We start from the raw sequence: 16,761 nt of genomic DNA on the forward strand, positions 1-16,761 counted from the left end.
AACCCCCCCACGGTACAGCCTTTCACCCGTGTTCTTCAGGCCATCCGCGGCAGAAGCACCGGAAGGACTTCCTTTTCCTCTCCGCTCCCCCTTGGGGTGACGGAGAAGTCAACGCGCCGCTTCTTCCCGCCCCAGGTCAAGGTCCGCTGCGCCGGGGCCGTCTCGGCGATGACAGAGCCGTTCCGCACCGACCACAGGCACTCGCTCTGGAGCCGGATCGCATCGAACCGGTCAGAGGCGTCGAGGACCAGGAGATTCGCAGGCTTTCCCGGTTCGATGCCGTAGCGCTCCTGCACGTTCATGGTCCGGGCGGAATTGACTGTGATCATGTCGAAAAGACGTAAAATCCGGCTGTAGCCGCTCATGTGGGCCGTGTGGAGCAGGAGGTTCGCCGCAGCGAGCATGGATCCCTTTCCCATGGGGTACCAGGGGTCCATGATGGAGTCATGGCCGATACAGACGTTCAGCCCGGCTGCGTCCAGCTCGTCCACCCGGGTGTGTCCCCTGCGGCGGGGGTAACCGTCCGTCCGGTTCTGGAGCACCGAATTGTCGAAGGGAAGGGTGATGAAATTCATCTTCGCCCGCCGGAAAATGCCCATGAGCTTCAGGGCGTAGTCGTTGTTGTAATTGTGCATGGCCGTGGTATGGCTCGCTGTCGCCCGGGGCCCCATGCCGGTGGCGATGGCGCATTTGGCCATGACCTCGACAAACCGGGACTGGTCGTCCCCCGTCTCGTCGCAGTGGATGTCCACAAGCCGGCCGTACTTCTCCGCCAGCTCGAAGGCCAGCTCCACGGACCGGACGCCGTCCTCCCGGGTCAGTTCGTTGTGGGGTATGGCACCGACGCAGTCGCATCCCATCTCCACGGCACGGCGAAGATTTCTCTCGCCGTCGGGGATGGTGTAGATGCCGTCCTGGGGAAAAGCCACCACCTGGATGTCGGTGATCTCCCGCATCTCGTCCTTCAGTTCCAGCAAGGCCTCTACCGTGACCAGGGAGGGGTCGGTGGTGTCGGCGTGGGTCCTGATGAACTGCACGCCGTTGGCAGCCTCCCAGAGGACGGCTTCCCTGGCGTTCCGGAGAATCTCTTCCTTTGTGACTCCGGGGCGGCGCTCGCCCCAGATGGCGATGCCCTCGAGGAGAGTGCCCGAGGCATTGTACCGGGGCGATCCCACGGTAAGGACCGCGTCGAGGTGGAGGTGAGGGTCGGCGAAGGGAGGTACAACCAGCCTGCCGCCCGCGTCGATCTCCTTGGCCGCTCCGAAGTCCAGCCGCTTCTCCACGGCGGCGAACACCCCGCCGTTGATGCCGATGTCCGCGATTTCTCCGTCTGCAAGCCGTGCCCTGCGAATAATCAGGTCCATGGTCATTTCCCCTCTTTTCATATTTATGCCACCGGTTGCACATTTTAACATAAAGGGGGCCCGGTGTCCATGGCTGACAAAAATTTCCGGAATTCTCGTTACATCTCACCATTGACACGGGTTGAAGGCAACCGTTTAATGATGTAAATGGGCATTTCGTCGGCACATTTCTGATAAAATAAGATACAATCCTTATCCTGCACCGGAACGAACGGGGAGGTGAGCCGGAAAAGTCAGTCCGCCGGGAAAGGGTGCGTCCGAACGGCAGTTTGGGGAAGCGTCCGCGGCACTTGCGGCCGCTGCTACCGAGACCAGGGAGGTGTTATCTTTTGAGGAAAAACGTATTGGCGTTGTCGATGGTATTTGTCCTTCTCCTCGCCGGAACCGCGTCGGCGGAGGCAAAGGAATACAAGGACTTCAAGCTGGCCGCCGTATTCCAGACGGCCATCGAGGAACCCTGGGACGGGGCGATCCACCAGGCCTGCATCCTTCTGCAGAAGGAACTCGGCTTCACGTACGAATTCACAGAGAAGGTGGGAGCGGCGGACTTCGAGCGGGTTCTCAGGGAGTACGCCGAGAGAGGCTTCGACCTCATCGTGGGAGACGCTTTCCTGGCAGGGGAGGAGCCTTCCCGCAGGGTCGCGAAAGATTACCCGGAAGTCGCCTTCGCCTTCGGGTCAGAGTTCACCTTCCAGGAACCAAACTACTCCGTGTTCGACAACTGGATTCATGAACCTTCCTACCTCTGCGGCGTCATCGCAGGCCGCATGACAAAAACCAACACCCTCGGCATCGTCGCCGCCATTCCCATCGCGGAAGTCAACCGTCTCGTCCACGCCTTCAAGCTAGGTGCCCTTTCGGTCAACCCCAGCGTCAAGGTGAAGGTCGCCTACATCGGAAGCTGGTTCGATCCCCCCAAGGCCAAGGAAGCGACCCTCGCCCAGATCGAGGCGGGAGCCGATCTGATTTTCGCCGAACGGTTCGGCGTGTTCGAGGCGGCCAAGGAGAAGGGGGTCCTCGCCTTCGGCAACATGATGGACCAGCATGCCCTCGCGCCCGAGGTAGTCGTCACGGGACCGGTGTGGAACATGGAACCCACTGTCCGCCATTGCATCGACACCGTGAGAAACAAGGAATGGAAGGCCGAAGACCTGAGGGAGTGGTCCATGTTGGCCCGGGGCGGCGCATATCTCGCTCCCTTCCACGAGTTCCAGCAGAAACTTCCTCCAGAAGTGATCAGGGAAGTCCGGGAACTGGAATCGAAGATCATGAACGGCCAGTTCACCGTGCCCATCATCGAGACCGAGCTGAAGACGGACTGATTGCCGCTCCGGGGGCGGGCCCTCCTGCCCGCCCCTTTCGTCTTTATCCTTTATTCTCAGTGTATTCGCAGCTACCCGAAAGGGGTGGATACAATGCCTACTGACAGGCCTGCCATGAGCGCCGTACAGGGGGAAGTGCCGGTCTCCGGGCACACAGCCCCTCCCTGCGTCGTGGAAATGCGCTCCATTACCAAGACATTTCTCGACGTCACGGCAAACAGCGACGTGAACTTTTCGCTCAGGGAAGGGGAAATCTGCGCTCTTCTCGGAGAGAACGGCGCCGGTAAGACCACGCTCATGAACATTCTCTTCGGCTATTACGCCGCCGACAGCGGAGAAATCCGCATCGGGGGGGAAAAAGTTACCTTTTCCTCCCCCAGGGACGCCATCGCCTGCCGCATCGGCATGGTCCACCAGCACTTCACCCTGGTGCCGTCCCAGACCGTGCTTGAAAACGTGGTGGTGGGAAGCGGCGGAGGGAGATTCTTTCTCGATCTTTCCGGTGCGCGGAAAAAACTGCTCACCCTTCAGGACCGTTTCGGACTCCACGTGGACCCCGACGCCCCGGTATGGACCCTCCCCATAGGCGGGCAGCAAAAGGTGGAGATTCTGAAGGCTCTCTACAGGGACGCCCGCATCCTGATCCTCGACGAACCCACGGCGGTGCTCGCTCCCTTGGAAACCAAGGAGCTTTTCGCGACCCTTCGCACCCTCGCAGCGGAGGGCTGCTCCATAATCTTCATCTCCCACAAGCTCTATGAGGTTATGGAAATCGCCGACCGCGTGGTGGTGCTCACGAAGGGAGTACTCACCGCCGAGAGGAAGGTCTCCGAGACCAGCGAACGGGAGCTGGCCAAACTCATGGTGGGCCGGGAACTCGCGGAGAAGAAGCGTCCTGCCAGGGGAACCCCGGGAAGCCCTCTTCTGGTCGTCCGGGGCCTGACAGTGAAGAACGACAGGAACCTCGAGGCAGTAAAGGATCTCTCCCTGGAGGTCCGCTCCGGAGAGATCCTGGGCATGGCCGGGGTTTCCGGCAACGGGCAGAGAGAGCTCGCGGAAGCCCTGTTCGGCCTCCGGAAGCCCGTTTCGGGCACCATCTCCGTGGACGGCAGAATCCTTCCCCCGGGCCGCCCGAAAGCTTCGGTGGACAGCGGCATGGGGAGAATACCCGAGGACAGGATGACTACCGGCCTCCTCCTGGAGCTTTCCGTGGAGGAAAACCTCGTGCTGGAAAACCACGGGAAATTCCGCTCCATGGGTATGCTGGATCACGGCGCCATTGGGCGGCACGCCGACCGGCTCATTTCCGAATTCAACATCAGGACCGACGGCAGGACGGCCAAGGCCCTGACGCTTTCGGGAGGAAACCTCCAGAAGATCATCCTGGCCCGGGCGCTTTCGGCGTCGCCGAAAGTGGTGGTGGCTGCCCAGCCCACCAGGGGACTCGACGTGGGGGCCATCGAATACATCCACTGGCGGATCGTGGATGCCAGGGCAGGCGGCGCGGCAATTCTTCTCATCTCCGAGGATCTCGACGAAATATTCGGACTCAGCGACCGGATCGCCGTCATGTACGAAGGCCGCATCATGGGCATAGCCGACGGCGGCTCAGCGTCCAGGGAGCGGATAGGACTCTGGATGAGCGGGGTGAACGAACCATGCGTATGATCATCACGAAACGGGCCCCCCTTCCCGGGTGGGTCCAGGCGCTTGTCCCCGTGGCAGCCATCCTGGTGACCCTCATCCTTTCGGCCGTTCCCATTCTCATCGCCGGAGGGGACCTCTGGCTCTCCTACACGTCTCTCTTCAGGGGAGCCTTGGGCACCAGGTACAACTTCCTCGAGACCTGCGTGAAGGCCGCTCCTCTGACCTTTACCGGTCTGGCCGTGGCCTTCGCCTTCCGGGCGAAGTTCTGGAACATCGGCGCCGAAGGACAGCTTCTCGCCGGGGCCATCGCCGCCACCTGGGTGGGCATAAACGCCCCGGCTCTTCCGAAGGCTGCCGTGCTGGTCCTCGTCTGCGCTGCGGGCTTTCTCGCCGGGGGCCTCTGGGCCACCGTCCCCGCCCTGATGAAGACGAAATACAGGGTGGATGACGTGGTCACCACCCTTCTTCTGAACTACGTCATGTGGCACATTATGGGATACCTGCTCTTCGGCCCCCTCCAGATGCCGAACTCGAGCTGGCCGAGGTCGCCCGCCATAGCGGAACTGGCCAGGTTCCCCGTGCTCCTGGCCCGCTCCCGGTTCCACCTCGGCATCGTGCTTGCGGTCGCTGCGGTCCTCATCGTCTGGTTCATCAACTCGAAGACCGTCTTCGGCTATCAGTCCCGGGCGGTGGGCGTCAACCCCAGGGCGGCGGCCTTCGGGGGCATCGACGTCAACTCCGTGATCATCAGGACCGCCGTCCTTTCCGGAGGGCTCGCGGGAATGGCGGGCGTGGGTGAAGTGGCCGCCATTCACTTCCATCTCCTCATGGACGTCTCGCCGGGATTCGGGTACTCGGGCATCGTCATCGCCATGCTGGGGAGGCTTCATCCCCTGGGGACGGCCCTCGCGGCCTTCTTCTTCAGCGTGATTATCGTGGGAGCCCAGTCCATGAGCAGGCTCACCGGCGTCCCGACCTACATCGCCGAGGTGATCCAGGGCATGGCCCTCATCGTGATGCTCATCGCCCTCCTCCTCACCGAATACCGCATAAAGGCGGTGAAAGACTGATGGAACAGGTATTCACCCTCTCCTTCATCACCGGCCTCCTCGCCGCCATGATGCGCATGGCTACCCCCATCATCTTCGGCACCCTTGGGGAAATTCTCAGCGAGCGGGCAGGCGTCCTCAACCTGGGCATCGAGGGAATTATGCTCATGGGCGCCATGACGGGCTTCCTCACCACCCTCGCCACCGGATCCCTCTGGCTCGGCGTGGCAGCGGCCGCACTGATCGGCGCTCTCCTTGCACTTTTCATGGCCTTCCTGGCGGTCTACCTCGGGCTTTCCCAGCATGTCTCCGGCCTCGGCATCACCCTGCTCTCCACCGGGCTGGCCATGTTCATCTACCGGCTCAGCGTGGGATCCCCCGTGAACCCCCCCACGGTACAGCCTTTCACCCAGACGGCCATTCCGTACCTGTCGGAGCTGCCGGTTGTCGGTCCCGCTTTTTTCACTCAGTACACCTTGGTCTACTGGGCGTTTCTTCTCATCCCGGCCCTCTGGATCCTTCTTTACAGGACGACCTGGGGCCTGGCCATCCGCACCGTGGGTGAAAACCCCCTCGCTGCCGATACAGTGGGCATCAACGTCAACCTCGTCCGGACCCTCTGCCTGGCGGCAGGAGGGGCCCTCATGGGCATCGGAGGCGCTTTCCTTACCCTCGCCCACCAGAACATGTTCCTCATCGATGTGGTGGGAGGCAGGGGATGGATCAGCATCGCCATGGTCATCTTCGGCAATTGGGATCCCCTCCGGGGAGCGGCGGGCGCCCTCATCTTCGGCTTCCTCGACGCCCTGCAGCTCCGCCTCCAGGGGCTGGGCTTCGACATTCCCTTCCACCTGTTTCTTCTCATCCCCTACCTGATGACGGTCGTCGCCCTTGTCAGCGTGTCGCGGAGAGCCGCGGCCCCGGCAGGGCTTCTAAAGCCCTACCGACGGGAAGAAAAAGGCTAGAGACTTTCTCCCCGGGGAGAAAGAGTACTATCGACAGACAGGAGAGTGCAGCATGACACAGCGATATGTCGGAAAGAGCGTCCAGAGAGTGGATGCGGTGAAAAAAGCGACCGGCGAGGCTTGTTTCGTGGCCGACATTACCCTTCCCCGGATGCTCCGCGCCAAAGTCGTCCGGGCGGGCATCCCCCACGGGAAAATCCTTTCCATCGACACGTCGGTCGCGGAAACAATGCCCGGAGTGAAGAAGGTCGTCACGGGGCAGGGATGCTCCATGTTGTTCGGCACCTGCCTCTGGGATCAGCCGCCCCTGGCGGTGGACAAGGTTCGCCATGCCGGCGAACCGGTAGCGGTGGTGCTGGCGGAGACGGAGAACCAGGCCGAAGCGGCGGCGAAGGCGGTGAAGATCGAATACGAAAAACTGCCCTTCGTCCTCGACCCAGTGGAGGCCGCTGCACCCGGAGCTCCCCTGATCCATGAAAAGAACGGCTCCTACCGCAGGGTGGAGTACGTGGTCCATCCCGTTCCCGGAACCAACATCTTCCACCACTACAAGCTCCGCAAGGGGGAGAGCGAAAAAGGCTTCGCCGAAGCGGATGTCACCGTGGAAGACGAGTTCGAATTCCCCATCTCGAGTCATGCCGCCATCGAACCCCACGGGGCGGTGTGCAGGTTCGGCGCTGACGGGAGTATAGAGATCTGGGCCTCAAACCAGGCCCCCTTCGTCCTCCGGGACGTGCTGGCCGACATGTTCAAAATCCCTTCCTCGAAGGTTCGGGTCCACATCCCCTACCTCGGGGGCGGCTTCGGCGGCAAGTCCGACGTCTCCATCGAACCCATGGTGGCCTATGCGGCCGGCTTTGTCCCGGGATACGCCGTGAAACTCGTTCTCACCAGGAAGGAGGACATCATGGGTTCCCTGGCGGGGCGGGGCATGAAGGGGAAGATGAAGATCGGGGCGAAGAAGGACGGCACCCTCACGGCGCTGAAGGCAGAGATGTACTTCGCCGACGGGGCCTACGGCGACACCGGATGGCCCGTGGATACCGTGGCAGGACACAACTGCACCGGCCCCTACGAGTTCCCCCACGTCACGGTGGACGTGTACGGGATGTACACCAACACCCCCAACGTGGGAGCCTACCGGGGATACGGCCACCCCGAAGGGCAGTTCATGTCGAGCCGCCTCCTGGACATGCTGGCCCGGAAGCTCGGCATGACTCCGGGCGAACTCATGCGGAAGAACTTCCTGTCCGAAGGGCGGCAGAACGCCCTAGGCCAGGTGATAAAAAAGAGCCACGGTGATCTTCCGGGATGCCTCGCCGCCGTGGAGAAGGCCCTGGATCAAACACCCCTCCCGGAGAACGACAACCGGTACCTCTACGGCAGGGGCATCGCCTCCATGATGAAATCCCCCAAGATGTCCTCCAACGCGGCCTCCACCTGCACCGTCCAGATCAACGCCGACGGCTGCGCCTTCGTGAACCTTTCGGGGATCGAGATGGGGCAGGGAGTCCAGACCGTATTCGCCCAGATGGCGGCGGAGGCCCTTCAGATCCCCTTCGAGAAGGTGAAGACCTACTCGGAGGTGGACACCCAGTTCTCCCCATGGGAGTGGCAGACCGTGGCCTCCATGCAGACCTACAGGGGCGGCCGGGCCATACAGGACGCCTGCGGGCAGATCATCGCCATCGCCAAGGAAACGGCGGCGATGGCATGGAACTGCTCCCCGTCCCTGATAGTCTACAGGGACGGGGAATGCGTCCATCCCAATACGGGCGAGACTCTTTCCCTGGCGAACCTGGCCAGGGGATACATGGCCCCCGACTGCCTTACCATAGGGGCTCCCCTGGCAGCCACGGGCTGGTACCGGGTTCCCGGGCTCGTGGAGCCCGACCCGGAAACGGGCATGGGCAACGCCGCAGGAAGCTGGACCTTCGGAAGCCAGGGCTGCACCCTCAGGGTGGACCGGCAGACCGGGGAAGTGAAGATCCTTCATTTTGCCTCGGCCTTCGACGTGGGGAAGGCCGTCAATCCAACCACCGCAAGGGGCCAGGTCACAGGCGGTGTGGTCCAGGGTATGGGGGCTGCCCTCATGGAGAAAATTCTCTTTACCGACGACGGCGTGGCGAAGAACGTCAACTTCCCGGCCTACAAAATACCGAGGCTGAAGGACGCCCCGGAGAAACAGACCGTGGAGCTGCTGGAGACACCCAACCCCGAGGGCCCATGGAGCGCCAAGCCCATGGCGGAACACCCCATCGTGGCGGTGGCCCCGGTGATCCTCAACGCCCTCCGGGACGCTACGGGAGTGGAATTCACATCTCTTCCGGTGACACCGGACAAAATACTCGAAGCCCTCAGGGCAAAGGAGGCCCGGTAACATGCCTGTCCTCAACTTCACCGTCAACGGCATTCCCAGGACCGTCCATCTCGAGGAAGGGAGGGTCATGCTCTCCTCCGTGCTCCGGGACTGTCTCGGCCTCACGGGAACCAAGGTCGGCTGCGGCACGGGGCAGTGCGGTTCCTGTACGGTGGTCATGAACGGCAGTGCGGTGACAAGCTGCACCGTTCCGGCGGAAAAGTGCGAGGGCTCCGAAGTGCTCACCATCGAGGCTCTTGCCGAAGGCGGCGTGCTTCATCCCATCCAGCAGGCCTTCGTGGACGCGGGAGCGATCCAGTGCGGCTTCTGCACCCCCGGCCTCATCATGAGGCTGTACGCCCTTCTCACTGCGAATCCGGAGGCCGGCGACGAGATCCTGGAAGCGGAGATCAACAAACACCTCTGCCGCTGCACCGGCTACGAGACGATCCTCGCCGCAGCCCGGCTTGCGCGGGAAAGAATGACGAAATAACGGGAGGGGGCTCCGTCTCTTCCCGAAAAGAAAGGAGAATGAATCCATGGCTTTCAGTCTTCTGGTCAAAAACGCGCGGACCCGCTTCTCCGGCGGAAAGCTTCTTTCCATCGGCATCGAGGGCGAAAAAATCGCCGCTCTGGGGGAAAACCTTCCCGAGGGTGGAGCGGCGCAGGTCATCGACGCCGAAGGCAGGCTCGTCACCGAGTCCTTCGTGAACGGCCATCTTCATCTCTGCAAAGTCTACACCCTCGAGATGGTGGGCCAGGACGCCCTTTCCTCCTACCACGGCGGCTCCATGGGAGGCGCCATGACGGCCATCGAGCAGGCCTCCAGGGTGAAGGACAATTACGATGAAAAATGGATCATCGAAAACGTCCGGAAGGCCTGCCGCCTCGCCCGGAAGTACGGCAACACCCACATCCGCGCCTTCGCCGACACGGACACCAAGGCCAAGCTCGAGGGCGTCAAGGCCCTGATCAAGGCCCGGGAGGAATTCAAGGACATCGTGGACCTCCAGGTGGTGGCCTTCCCCCAGGACGGCGTGGTACGCGACCCCGGCGCCGAAGATTACATCAGGAAGGCCATGGAGCTGGGAGCGGACGTGGTGGGCGGCATTCCCTGGATCGAGTACACCGATGCCGATATGCAGGAACATATCGACAGGATGTTCGCCCTGGCAAAGGAGTTCAACAGGGACGTCTCCATGCTCATCGACGATGCCGGCGACCCGGGTCTCAGGTCCCTGGAGATGCTGGCGGTGAAGACGCTGAAGGAAGGCTGGCAGGGGCGGGTCACCGCCCAGCACTGCAGGGCCATGGCCATGTACCGGGAGCCCTACTTCCGCAAGATCCTGGCCCTGCTCAGGAAAGCCTCCATCGGCCTGGTGAGCGATCCCCAGACAGGCCCGCTCCACGCCCGGGTCCGGGACCTCTACGACGCAGGCGTGGCCGTCGCCCTTGGTCAGGACGACATCGCCGACGCCTACTACCCTTTCGGCAGGAACAACATGCTGGAAGTGGCCTTCCTGGCGGTCCACCTGCTGTGGATGACCACCTTCAGCGACATGGAGATCATCTACGACCTTATCACCACCAACGCGGCAAAGGCCATGGGCATCAGGGGACACGTCCTCGAGCCCGGCGGGAACGCCGACCTGGTGGTGCTGAACGCCAACGACGTCTACCACGCCATCTGGGAACACGAAGCCCCCTTCAGGGTCATCAGGAAGGGAAAGGACGTCACCCTGAAATAACCCTCCGAAGCACGGCATGCCCCTCCTGCCGGAGGGACATGCCTTTCCTGAACCCAAGGAACCTCCGAATAATGTCGATGAATGTGTCAAAAAAACAGATTCTATCGGGTCCCGTGAGGACAAATTATTTTTTTCATAACTTCCCTGAATAAACGAAACGGTCACTTCCTTCAGGTCTTTCTCCTCCAGGGTGCCGGCATTTCACCGGTTGCGCCGCCAGATGTTTTCAGGCCATCCGGAAGCAGCGAAACAGGCGCATCAATCGTCCTTTTCCTTCATAACCCCGTCAGGAGCCTTCCTGGAATGAATGGTATAATTTGATTACACTGCTCCACACATAAATCGGGAGGAATATTGCATGCCATCACTCAGGGGAACGAAAACAGAAGAGAACCTCATGAAAGCCTTCGCAGGCGAGTCGCAGGCGCGGAACAGGTACAGTTACGCCTCCTCCGCGGCAAAAAAGGAAGGATACGTGCAGATTTCCAACATCTTCGCCGAGACGGCTGAAAACGAGAAAGAGCATGCGAAGCTCTTCCTCAAGTTCCTTGTCAATGACGTCAACGGCAGCATGGTGACCATACACGCCGACTATCCCGTGGGCTTCGGCGACACGAAGGAAAACCTCCTCGCCGCCGCAGAGGGGGAGCACGAGGAGTGGGGGACGCTGTATCCCGAATTTGCGAAAATCGCCGAAGAAGAAGGTTTCAGGGAAGTAGCCCGGGTTTTCCGCGAGGTGGCCGAGGTGGAAGAACGGCATGAGAAACGGTACCGGAAGCTCCATGCCAACCTGACCGCCGGAACGGTGTTCAAAAAGGATGTCCCCGTGGAATGGAAATGCGGCAACTGCGGTTATGTCCACACCGGCAGGGAAGCGCCCGAGCTCTGCCCTGCCTGCGCTCACCCCAAGGCCTACTTCGAGGTGTTCATCGAAACATACTGAAGAACATGTACTCGTTCCCGGATTTCAGTCTCCGCCTCAGGTAGCGGGGACTGAAATCCGGGAACAAAGCCCTCGGGGGAAGGATGGTGGATGGATGATGCCGCTGTCCGCTTCGACGAAGAAAAAATACCTGTACGTGGCCGCTGCTGTCCTTCCGGCAGCCGTCGCCGCGTTTTTCGCCTTTTCCTCCGGCGACGCGGGGCTTCGGCGGCTGTTTTTGAAATTCCTCGACGCGGTGGAGCACTCGGGTCCCTTTGGTCCTCTTGTGTTCCTGGCGCTTTTTAACGGCGCATGCGTCTTCCTGCTGCCTACGTTTTATCTCACCATCGGCGCCGGAGTGCTCTTCGGCCTCCGGGCGGGCTTTCTCATCGCCACCCTGTCGGTGGCCTCCGGAGCGTCGGCGGCCTTCCTCTTCGCGCGATACATGGTCCGCAGGCGCATTCTTGAAGCGTGGGGAAGCAATACGTCTTTTCTCGCCCTGGACGAGGCAGTGGCAGAGGACGGATGGAAGATCGTCTTCCTCAGCAGGCTCTCCCCCGCCTTCCCCTTCAATGTACTGAACTACGCCTTCGGCCTTACGGCGATACCGTTCTCCGTCTATTTCGCGGCTTCCTGGGCGGGGAGCATTCCCTGGACGTTCATGTACGTGTATTTCGGGTCACTGGCCGCCGAAATCGCCGGACTTCACCCGGAAATGGCCCAGGGCTCGAAGCTTCAGTGGGCCCTGTCCTTCCTCGGACTGGCTGCCACCGCTGCGGCCGCCATAACAGCGTCCCGGACCGCGGGCGCGGCCCTGAAAAAGCGCCTCCGCCTCGAGGAAGAGAAGGAAGAGGGCCGTCGCGGTTCCGCTAGCCGGCAATGAGAAGGGCGATCCAGGGCACGAGGCAGAAGACAAACACGAACAGCTTGTAAAAGCCGAGAAAGAAATACATGGCCACGTCGAAAACGTCCCTGTCCAGGGCAAACCATCTCCGGTGAAGAGCGTATATCCTGTCCCCGGCAAAAATGAAGACGGCGGCCATTCCTCCCAGCGCAAGGTAATTCAGCAGGGTACACCAGAAAAAGAACCAGCGCAGCGTACTCACGTCCATGAAATCCCCTCCCCCCCGTTTTCAACCGAAAAAACCCGGCGTTCTACTACTGTCCCTCCCGGTCGCGATAGTAACCTACTAAACGGACCGGAAGAGCAAGGAACCCCGGGAAACGCCCTCCTCAGGAGAACCGTTCCGCTGTTTTTTTATTCAGAAACCGCTGGATTTCAAATTCATAACCACCCGGCCCTTTGAAGAAAAAACACTCCACGGGAAAGCTTTCGGGCCGCTGAACCGGCGTTTCCATCCGGACTCCCCTGGATACAAGGTAGTCGTACCACTCCTGAACATTATCAGCTACAAGCGTGATAAGAACCGCATTTTTCTCCTGGACCCTGCAGTGCCCTTCCTTTTCATCTACTATTCCGATAAAGGCATTGCCGGAGAGACGGTAAATTTTCGCCGCCTTCTGGTCATCTACCAGTTCAAGACTCAGAATGTCCTCAAAAAAATGAGCAGCTTCCGCAAGTCCCCGGAAATACAAAAAGGTGATATGTGAAACCCCTCGCCGAAGGGAGCACAATTCCGTCCCCCCTCTCTTCTCTTGCGGGGACCGAATTTTCGTCACTTTCTGTGCCTCAGGACCTTCCCGGGGGAGCAGGGGACAGTTTTCCCCTCTTCCACCACGGCCGTCCCGTTTACGAAAACATAGGGAATGCCCTCCGGGTAGGCTTCGGGGATGTCGTAGGTGGACCTGTCCGCTATTTTCTCAGGGTCGAAGATCACCAGGTCGGCCCAGCAGCCTTCCTCGATCCTTCCCCGGTCGGGGATGCCGAGAATCGAGGCGGGGAAGGACGTCACCTTGCGGACCGCCTCCTCGAGCGTAAAGAGAGGCTTCTCTCGCACGAACCGCCGGAAGAAGCAGGGGTATGCCCCGTAGAGTCTGGGATGGGGCTTCCCTCCGAAGATGCCGTCGCTTCCCACTGTTCCCCGGGGATGGCCGAGCACCTTCTCGAGCACCGTGTCGGACCCGTAAAAGCTGATCATGGTCACCGCGAGCTTTTCCTCGGCCAGCAGGTCCATGACCATGTCGATGGGGTCCTTCCCCAGCCGGTCAGCTATGGCTCGGCAGCTCAGGCCTTCCATCCACTTGTTCTCCTCGAGCTGGACCGCCGTCACGACGATGTTCTCCCACCCCACGGAAATCCGGCGGTTGTGCCATACCTCAAGACCTTTCCTGAAGTCCGCATGCACCCGTGCCCTGAACTCAGGCTCCCTGAGGTTGCGAACCAGGGCGGTCGTTCCCTCGTTGAAGGTCCAGTTCGGCAAGACCGCCGTAAGGACTGTGCACCCGGCAAGGTAGGGATACCTGTCCCACGAAATGCTGCCTCCTTTTTCCATCATCCTCTCCGCCTTTTCAAGGACTTCGTCCATGAGCGGCCAGTTCACCCTGCCGTAGGCCTGCAGGTGGGAAATTTCTAGATGGGCACCGGATTCAAGGGAAATCCTGGAAACCTCGTCGAAGGAACGGGAGAGGTAATACCCCTCGTCCCGCTGGTGGACGACAAAAATGCCGTCTTTCGCTCCCACTTCTCTGTTCAGCTCGATAAGCTCCTCCGTATCCCCGTAGGAGCAGGGAGGATAAATCAGCCCGGTGGAAAGGCCAAAGGCTCCCTCCTCCATGGACTCCCGGACAAGAGCCTTCATGTTCCTGAGCTCCGCAGAGGTGGGCGCCCGCTCCTCCATGCCAAGGGCCGCAATCCGCACAGGTCCGTGGCACAGCAGCACGGCGGCGTTGTTGTTCAGCCCCCTGCGCTCAAGGGCACCGAGGTATTCAGGGAAGGTTGTCCATGACCATTTTTCATCCGGAATGATGCCGTCAAGACCCGCCAGGAGATCTTTCACGATCTGCAGGTTCTCCCCGCCGACGGGAGCCGGCCCAAGACCGTCCTGTCCAAGCAGTTCCGTGGTGACGCCCTGGCGTATTTTCGCGTCCGAGGGCTTCTCCCTGAAATACTCGAGATCCGTGTGGCTGTGCATGTCGATAAAGCCGGGCGCAAGAGCAAGCCCCGCCGCATCGGTCACCTTCGCGGCTTCCTGGTCGATTGTTCCCACCAGGGCAATTTTTCCGTCCCGTACTCCCACGTCCGCCGGAAAGGGCTTCCGTTCCCCCGTTCCGTCAATCACGAGGGCGTTTTTGATCACAAGATCGAGCATCGGTTCCGCCTCCTCAAAAATTCCTCCGCCTATGCGTCAGGGCCGTATAGTCCCTTCTTGCTCGTCTTCCCTCCGAAGGCGGCCAGCGCTTCAGCGAACCTGACACCGTACAGCACGCCGTCGATCACCGGGACTCCGACGGCCCGGGAAGTTCGTTCATCCAGCCCGGCAAGCCCGGCGCATCCCAGGGTGAGAACTTCGGCGCCGTCCTCTTCCACCGCTTTCCGGGCGGCGGCGATAACCCTGTCCGCCATGTCCCCGGGACCTGCAGGATCGATGGAACGGACCGAAGCACACCGGGAATCGAAGCCGAGCTTCCTGACAAACCGCTCCTTCATGGGAATTCCTCTCGGCCCCATCTGGATGACCGAGAACTTCCCGCCGAGCATCATGGCCGCCATCATGGAGGATTCCCCGATGCCCGCCACCGGCTTTTCCGTCATCTCCCGGAGGATGTCGATGTTCACGTCGCAGGTGCAGGCCACTATGAAGGCGTCGAAGGACGCTTCGTTCTCCCTCATGATCTTCACCATGCCGGGGCCGCAGGCTATTTCGTCAATGTAGTTGTCGATCAGCGGGGGCGCCCCGGGCGTACTCACGCAGGTGATTTCGGTGCCCGGAGAGGCCGCGCCTTCAGCGCATTCCCTGATGAGCCTCGTGAACTCGTCGTTCGAATTGGGGTTTATGATCAGCAGTTTCACGGCTGCCCATTCCTCCCTTTCATGTCCATGGGGTAGAAGGTGCCGTATCCCTCTTCAGCGCAGATTTTCCCGCCTTCGAAGACCGTTCCGCCCCTTACAACGGTCTTCACCACTTTTCCTCTGAAGGTCTTCCCCGTGTAGGGACTCCATCGGTTGCGGTAGAAAAGATCCTCATCCTTCAGCACCCATTCGGCCTCGGGATCCACAAGAGCGAAATCCGCGTCCAGGCCCGGCGCGATGTTCCCTTTCCGGCCGGAAAGACCGAAAAGCTCCGCAGGGCGGGTGCAGCACAACTCCACGAGCCTCTTCCACGAGAGTCCCCGCTTCCTCCCCTCCGTCAGCACTACGGGAAGGAGCGTCTGGACTCCCGTGCACCCCTCGGATACCGTCCAGAAATTTCCTCCTGCCGGCGTCTTTTTCTCGAAGGAATGAGGAGAATGGTCCGAGGCGATCATGTCCACCGTGCCGTCCAGCACGTATTTCCAGAGTTCTTCTACCGTCTCCCTGGTTCTAACGGGAGGGTCGCATTTCGTGAAGGCCCCCCCTTCGACCAGGTCATCCTCGTCGAGCGCGAGGTACTGGGGGCACGTCTCAATGGAGAGATTGTTCATCCCCCTGCCTCTGGCCTCACGGACAGCCTTTACCCCGTCGGCGATGCTGAGGTGGCAGATGTGGGCCCTGCATTCGGGAGCGAGTCCCGCGAGGAATATGAACCTGTTGACCGCCTCCAGTTCGGTATATTCCGGATGGGAGTCGAGGAATGCCCTTGCGTCGTTTCTGCCGGCAGCCTGAAGGTCGTCTACCAGCTCCTGGATAAGGGTGTCGTTCTCAGCGTGGGCACAGACCATTCCTCCGAGCCGTCCCACCGTTCTCATCCCCTTGAGCAGGGCGCCATCATAGGTCATGGGATAGTTCGAGCACCGGCAGGTGAAAACCTTGTACGCCTGGGCCCCTGCCAAGAAGGTGGACTCGATGTCCTCCAGGTGACCGGGGATGATTCCGCTGTAGAGAGCGTAATCCACCACGGACTGCTTTCCGGCGGAGGCCATCTTGCTCTCCAGGGCCTCCGCCGTCACGGTGATGGGCTCAGAAAGGGGCATGTCCACTATGAGCGTTGTCCCGCCCGCCGCCGCCGCCCTGCTCACGCAGGCGAAATCCTCCCGTTCCGGAGTTCCGTGGCCGCAGTGCACGTGAGCATCCACGAGCCCGGGCAGGACCATCAGGCCCCGGGCATCGATGACTTCCTTCGCTTCAACGGGGACATCACCTGCGAGCAGCGCGACGATTTTCCCGTCGCTTACAGCAACTTTTCCCTCAAATGCTCCCTGTGAATTCACTACGGTACCGTTCACGATCACCAGGTCAAACACCGACATCACCTCGGATACTCTTCGTCAATTGCATCTTTCCGGCTT

Annotated in this window: 15 protein-coding genes; 9 read left to right on the plus strand and 6 right to left on the minus strand. The window is 60.9% G+C overall.

The annotated features are described in order from the left end of the window. Nucleotides 1–35: 35 nt before the first annotated feature. Complete coding sequence (gene codA, locus JMJ95_RS09890) at nt 36–1,364, minus strand: cytosine deaminase (RefSeq protein WP_290684942.1); 1,329 nt, start codon at nt 1,362–1,364, stop codon at nt 36–38. Between the two features lie 329 nt (nt 1,365–1,693). Here codA and JMJ95_RS09895 point away from each other — a divergent pair, with 329 nt between their 5' ends. The 9 genes from JMJ95_RS09895 to JMJ95_RS09935 all read left to right on the plus strand — a co-directional run bounded on the left by JMJ95_RS09895 (nt 1,694) and on the right by JMJ95_RS09935 (nt 12,259). Next, nucleotides 1,694–2,686 carry a BMP family protein gene (locus JMJ95_RS09895; protein ID WP_290684943.1) on the plus strand — a complete coding sequence of 331 codons (993 nt, stop codon included), beginning with the start codon at nt 1,694–1,696 and terminating at the stop codon, nt 2,684–2,686. Between the two features lie 93 nt (nt 2,687–2,779). Continuing rightward, nucleotides 2,780–4,354, plus strand: coding sequence for an ABC transporter ATP-binding protein (locus JMJ95_RS09900; protein ID WP_290684944.1), 1,575 nt, complete (start codon nt 2,780–2,782; stop codon nt 4,352–4,354). After that, nucleotides 4,345–5,403 carry an ABC transporter permease gene (locus JMJ95_RS09905; RefSeq protein WP_290684945.1) on the plus strand — a complete coding sequence of 353 codons (1,059 nt, stop codon included), beginning with the start codon at nt 4,345–4,347 and terminating at the stop codon, nt 5,401–5,403. Before JMJ95_RS09900 ends, JMJ95_RS09905 begins: the two co-directional genes overlap by 10 nt. Further along, entirely contained in the window at nt 5,403–6,347 is a 945-nt protein-coding gene (locus JMJ95_RS09910) for an ABC transporter permease (RefSeq protein ID WP_290684947.1), read from the plus strand. The genes JMJ95_RS09905 and JMJ95_RS09910 overlap by 1 nt, the downstream gene beginning before the upstream one ends. A 52-nt stretch (nt 6,348–6,399) precedes the next feature. After that, nucleotides 6,400–8,727: a xanthine dehydrogenase family protein molybdopterin-binding subunit gene (locus JMJ95_RS09915; protein WP_290684948.1), complete on the plus strand. Its 2,328-nt coding sequence runs from the start codon at nt 6,400–6,402 to the stop codon at nt 8,725–8,727. Between the two features lies 1 nt (nt 8,728). Next, nucleotides 8,729–9,199 carry a (2Fe-2S)-binding protein gene (locus JMJ95_RS09920; RefSeq protein ID WP_290684950.1) on the plus strand — a complete coding sequence of 157 codons (471 nt, stop codon included), beginning with the start codon at nt 8,729–8,731 and terminating at the stop codon, nt 9,197–9,199. Nucleotides 9,200–9,245: 46 nt separating this feature from the next. Next, nucleotides 9,246–10,454, plus strand: coding sequence for an amidohydrolase family protein (locus JMJ95_RS09925; protein WP_290684952.1), 1,209 nt, complete (start codon nt 9,246–9,248; stop codon nt 10,452–10,454). Between the two features lie 358 nt (nt 10,455–10,812). Next, nucleotides 10,813–11,397 (plus strand): rubrerythrin, encoded by a 585-nt coding sequence (gene rbr / locus JMJ95_RS09930; RefSeq protein WP_290684953.1) that lies wholly within the window; start codon nt 10,813–10,815, stop codon nt 11,395–11,397. A gap of 94 nt (nt 11,398–11,491) precedes the next feature. Next, nucleotides 11,492–12,259 carry a TVP38/TMEM64 family protein gene (locus JMJ95_RS09935; protein WP_290684954.1) on the plus strand — a complete coding sequence of 256 codons (768 nt, stop codon included), beginning with the start codon at nt 11,492–11,494 and terminating at the stop codon, nt 12,257–12,259. On the opposite strand, the gene JMJ95_RS09940 is transcribed toward JMJ95_RS09935, so the two are convergent. From JMJ95_RS09940 to allB, 5 genes are all read right to left on the minus strand, one after another. After that, nucleotides 12,246–12,488 (minus strand): DUF6868 family protein, encoded by a 243-nt coding sequence (locus JMJ95_RS09940; protein WP_290684955.1) that lies wholly within the window; start codon nt 12,486–12,488, stop codon nt 12,246–12,248. The two genes, JMJ95_RS09935 and JMJ95_RS09940, sit on opposite strands and share 14 nt — an antisense overlap. 121 nt (nt 12,489–12,609) lie before the next feature. Beyond that, complete coding sequence (locus tag JMJ95_RS09945) at nt 12,610–13,011, minus strand: VOC family protein (RefSeq protein WP_290684957.1); 402 nt, start codon at nt 13,009–13,011, stop codon at nt 12,610–12,612. A gap of 41 nt (nt 13,012–13,052) precedes the next feature. After that, the gene (locus JMJ95_RS09950) at nt 13,053–14,645 is read right to left on the minus strand and encodes an amidohydrolase family protein (RefSeq protein WP_290684959.1); all 1,593 of its coding nucleotides are present in this window, start codon (nt 14,643–14,645) and stop codon (nt 13,053–13,055) included. Nucleotides 14,646–14,674: 29 nt separating this feature from the next. Beyond that, complete coding sequence (locus JMJ95_RS09955) at nt 14,675–15,346, minus strand: aspartate/glutamate racemase family protein (RefSeq protein WP_290684960.1); 672 nt, start codon at nt 15,344–15,346, stop codon at nt 14,675–14,677. Then, nucleotides 15,343–16,722: an allantoinase AllB gene (allB, locus tag JMJ95_RS09960; RefSeq protein ID WP_290684961.1), complete on the minus strand. Its 1,380-nt coding sequence runs from the start codon at nt 16,720–16,722 to the stop codon at nt 15,343–15,345. Before allB ends, JMJ95_RS09955 begins: the two co-directional genes overlap by 4 nt. Nucleotides 16,723–16,761: the final 39 nt, after the last annotated feature.

The sequence above is a fragment of the Aminivibrio sp. genome, assembly GCF_016756745.1.
In the GTDB taxonomy this organism is placed as follows: Bacteria; Synergistota; Synergistia; order Synergistales; family Aminobacteriaceae; genus Aminivibrio.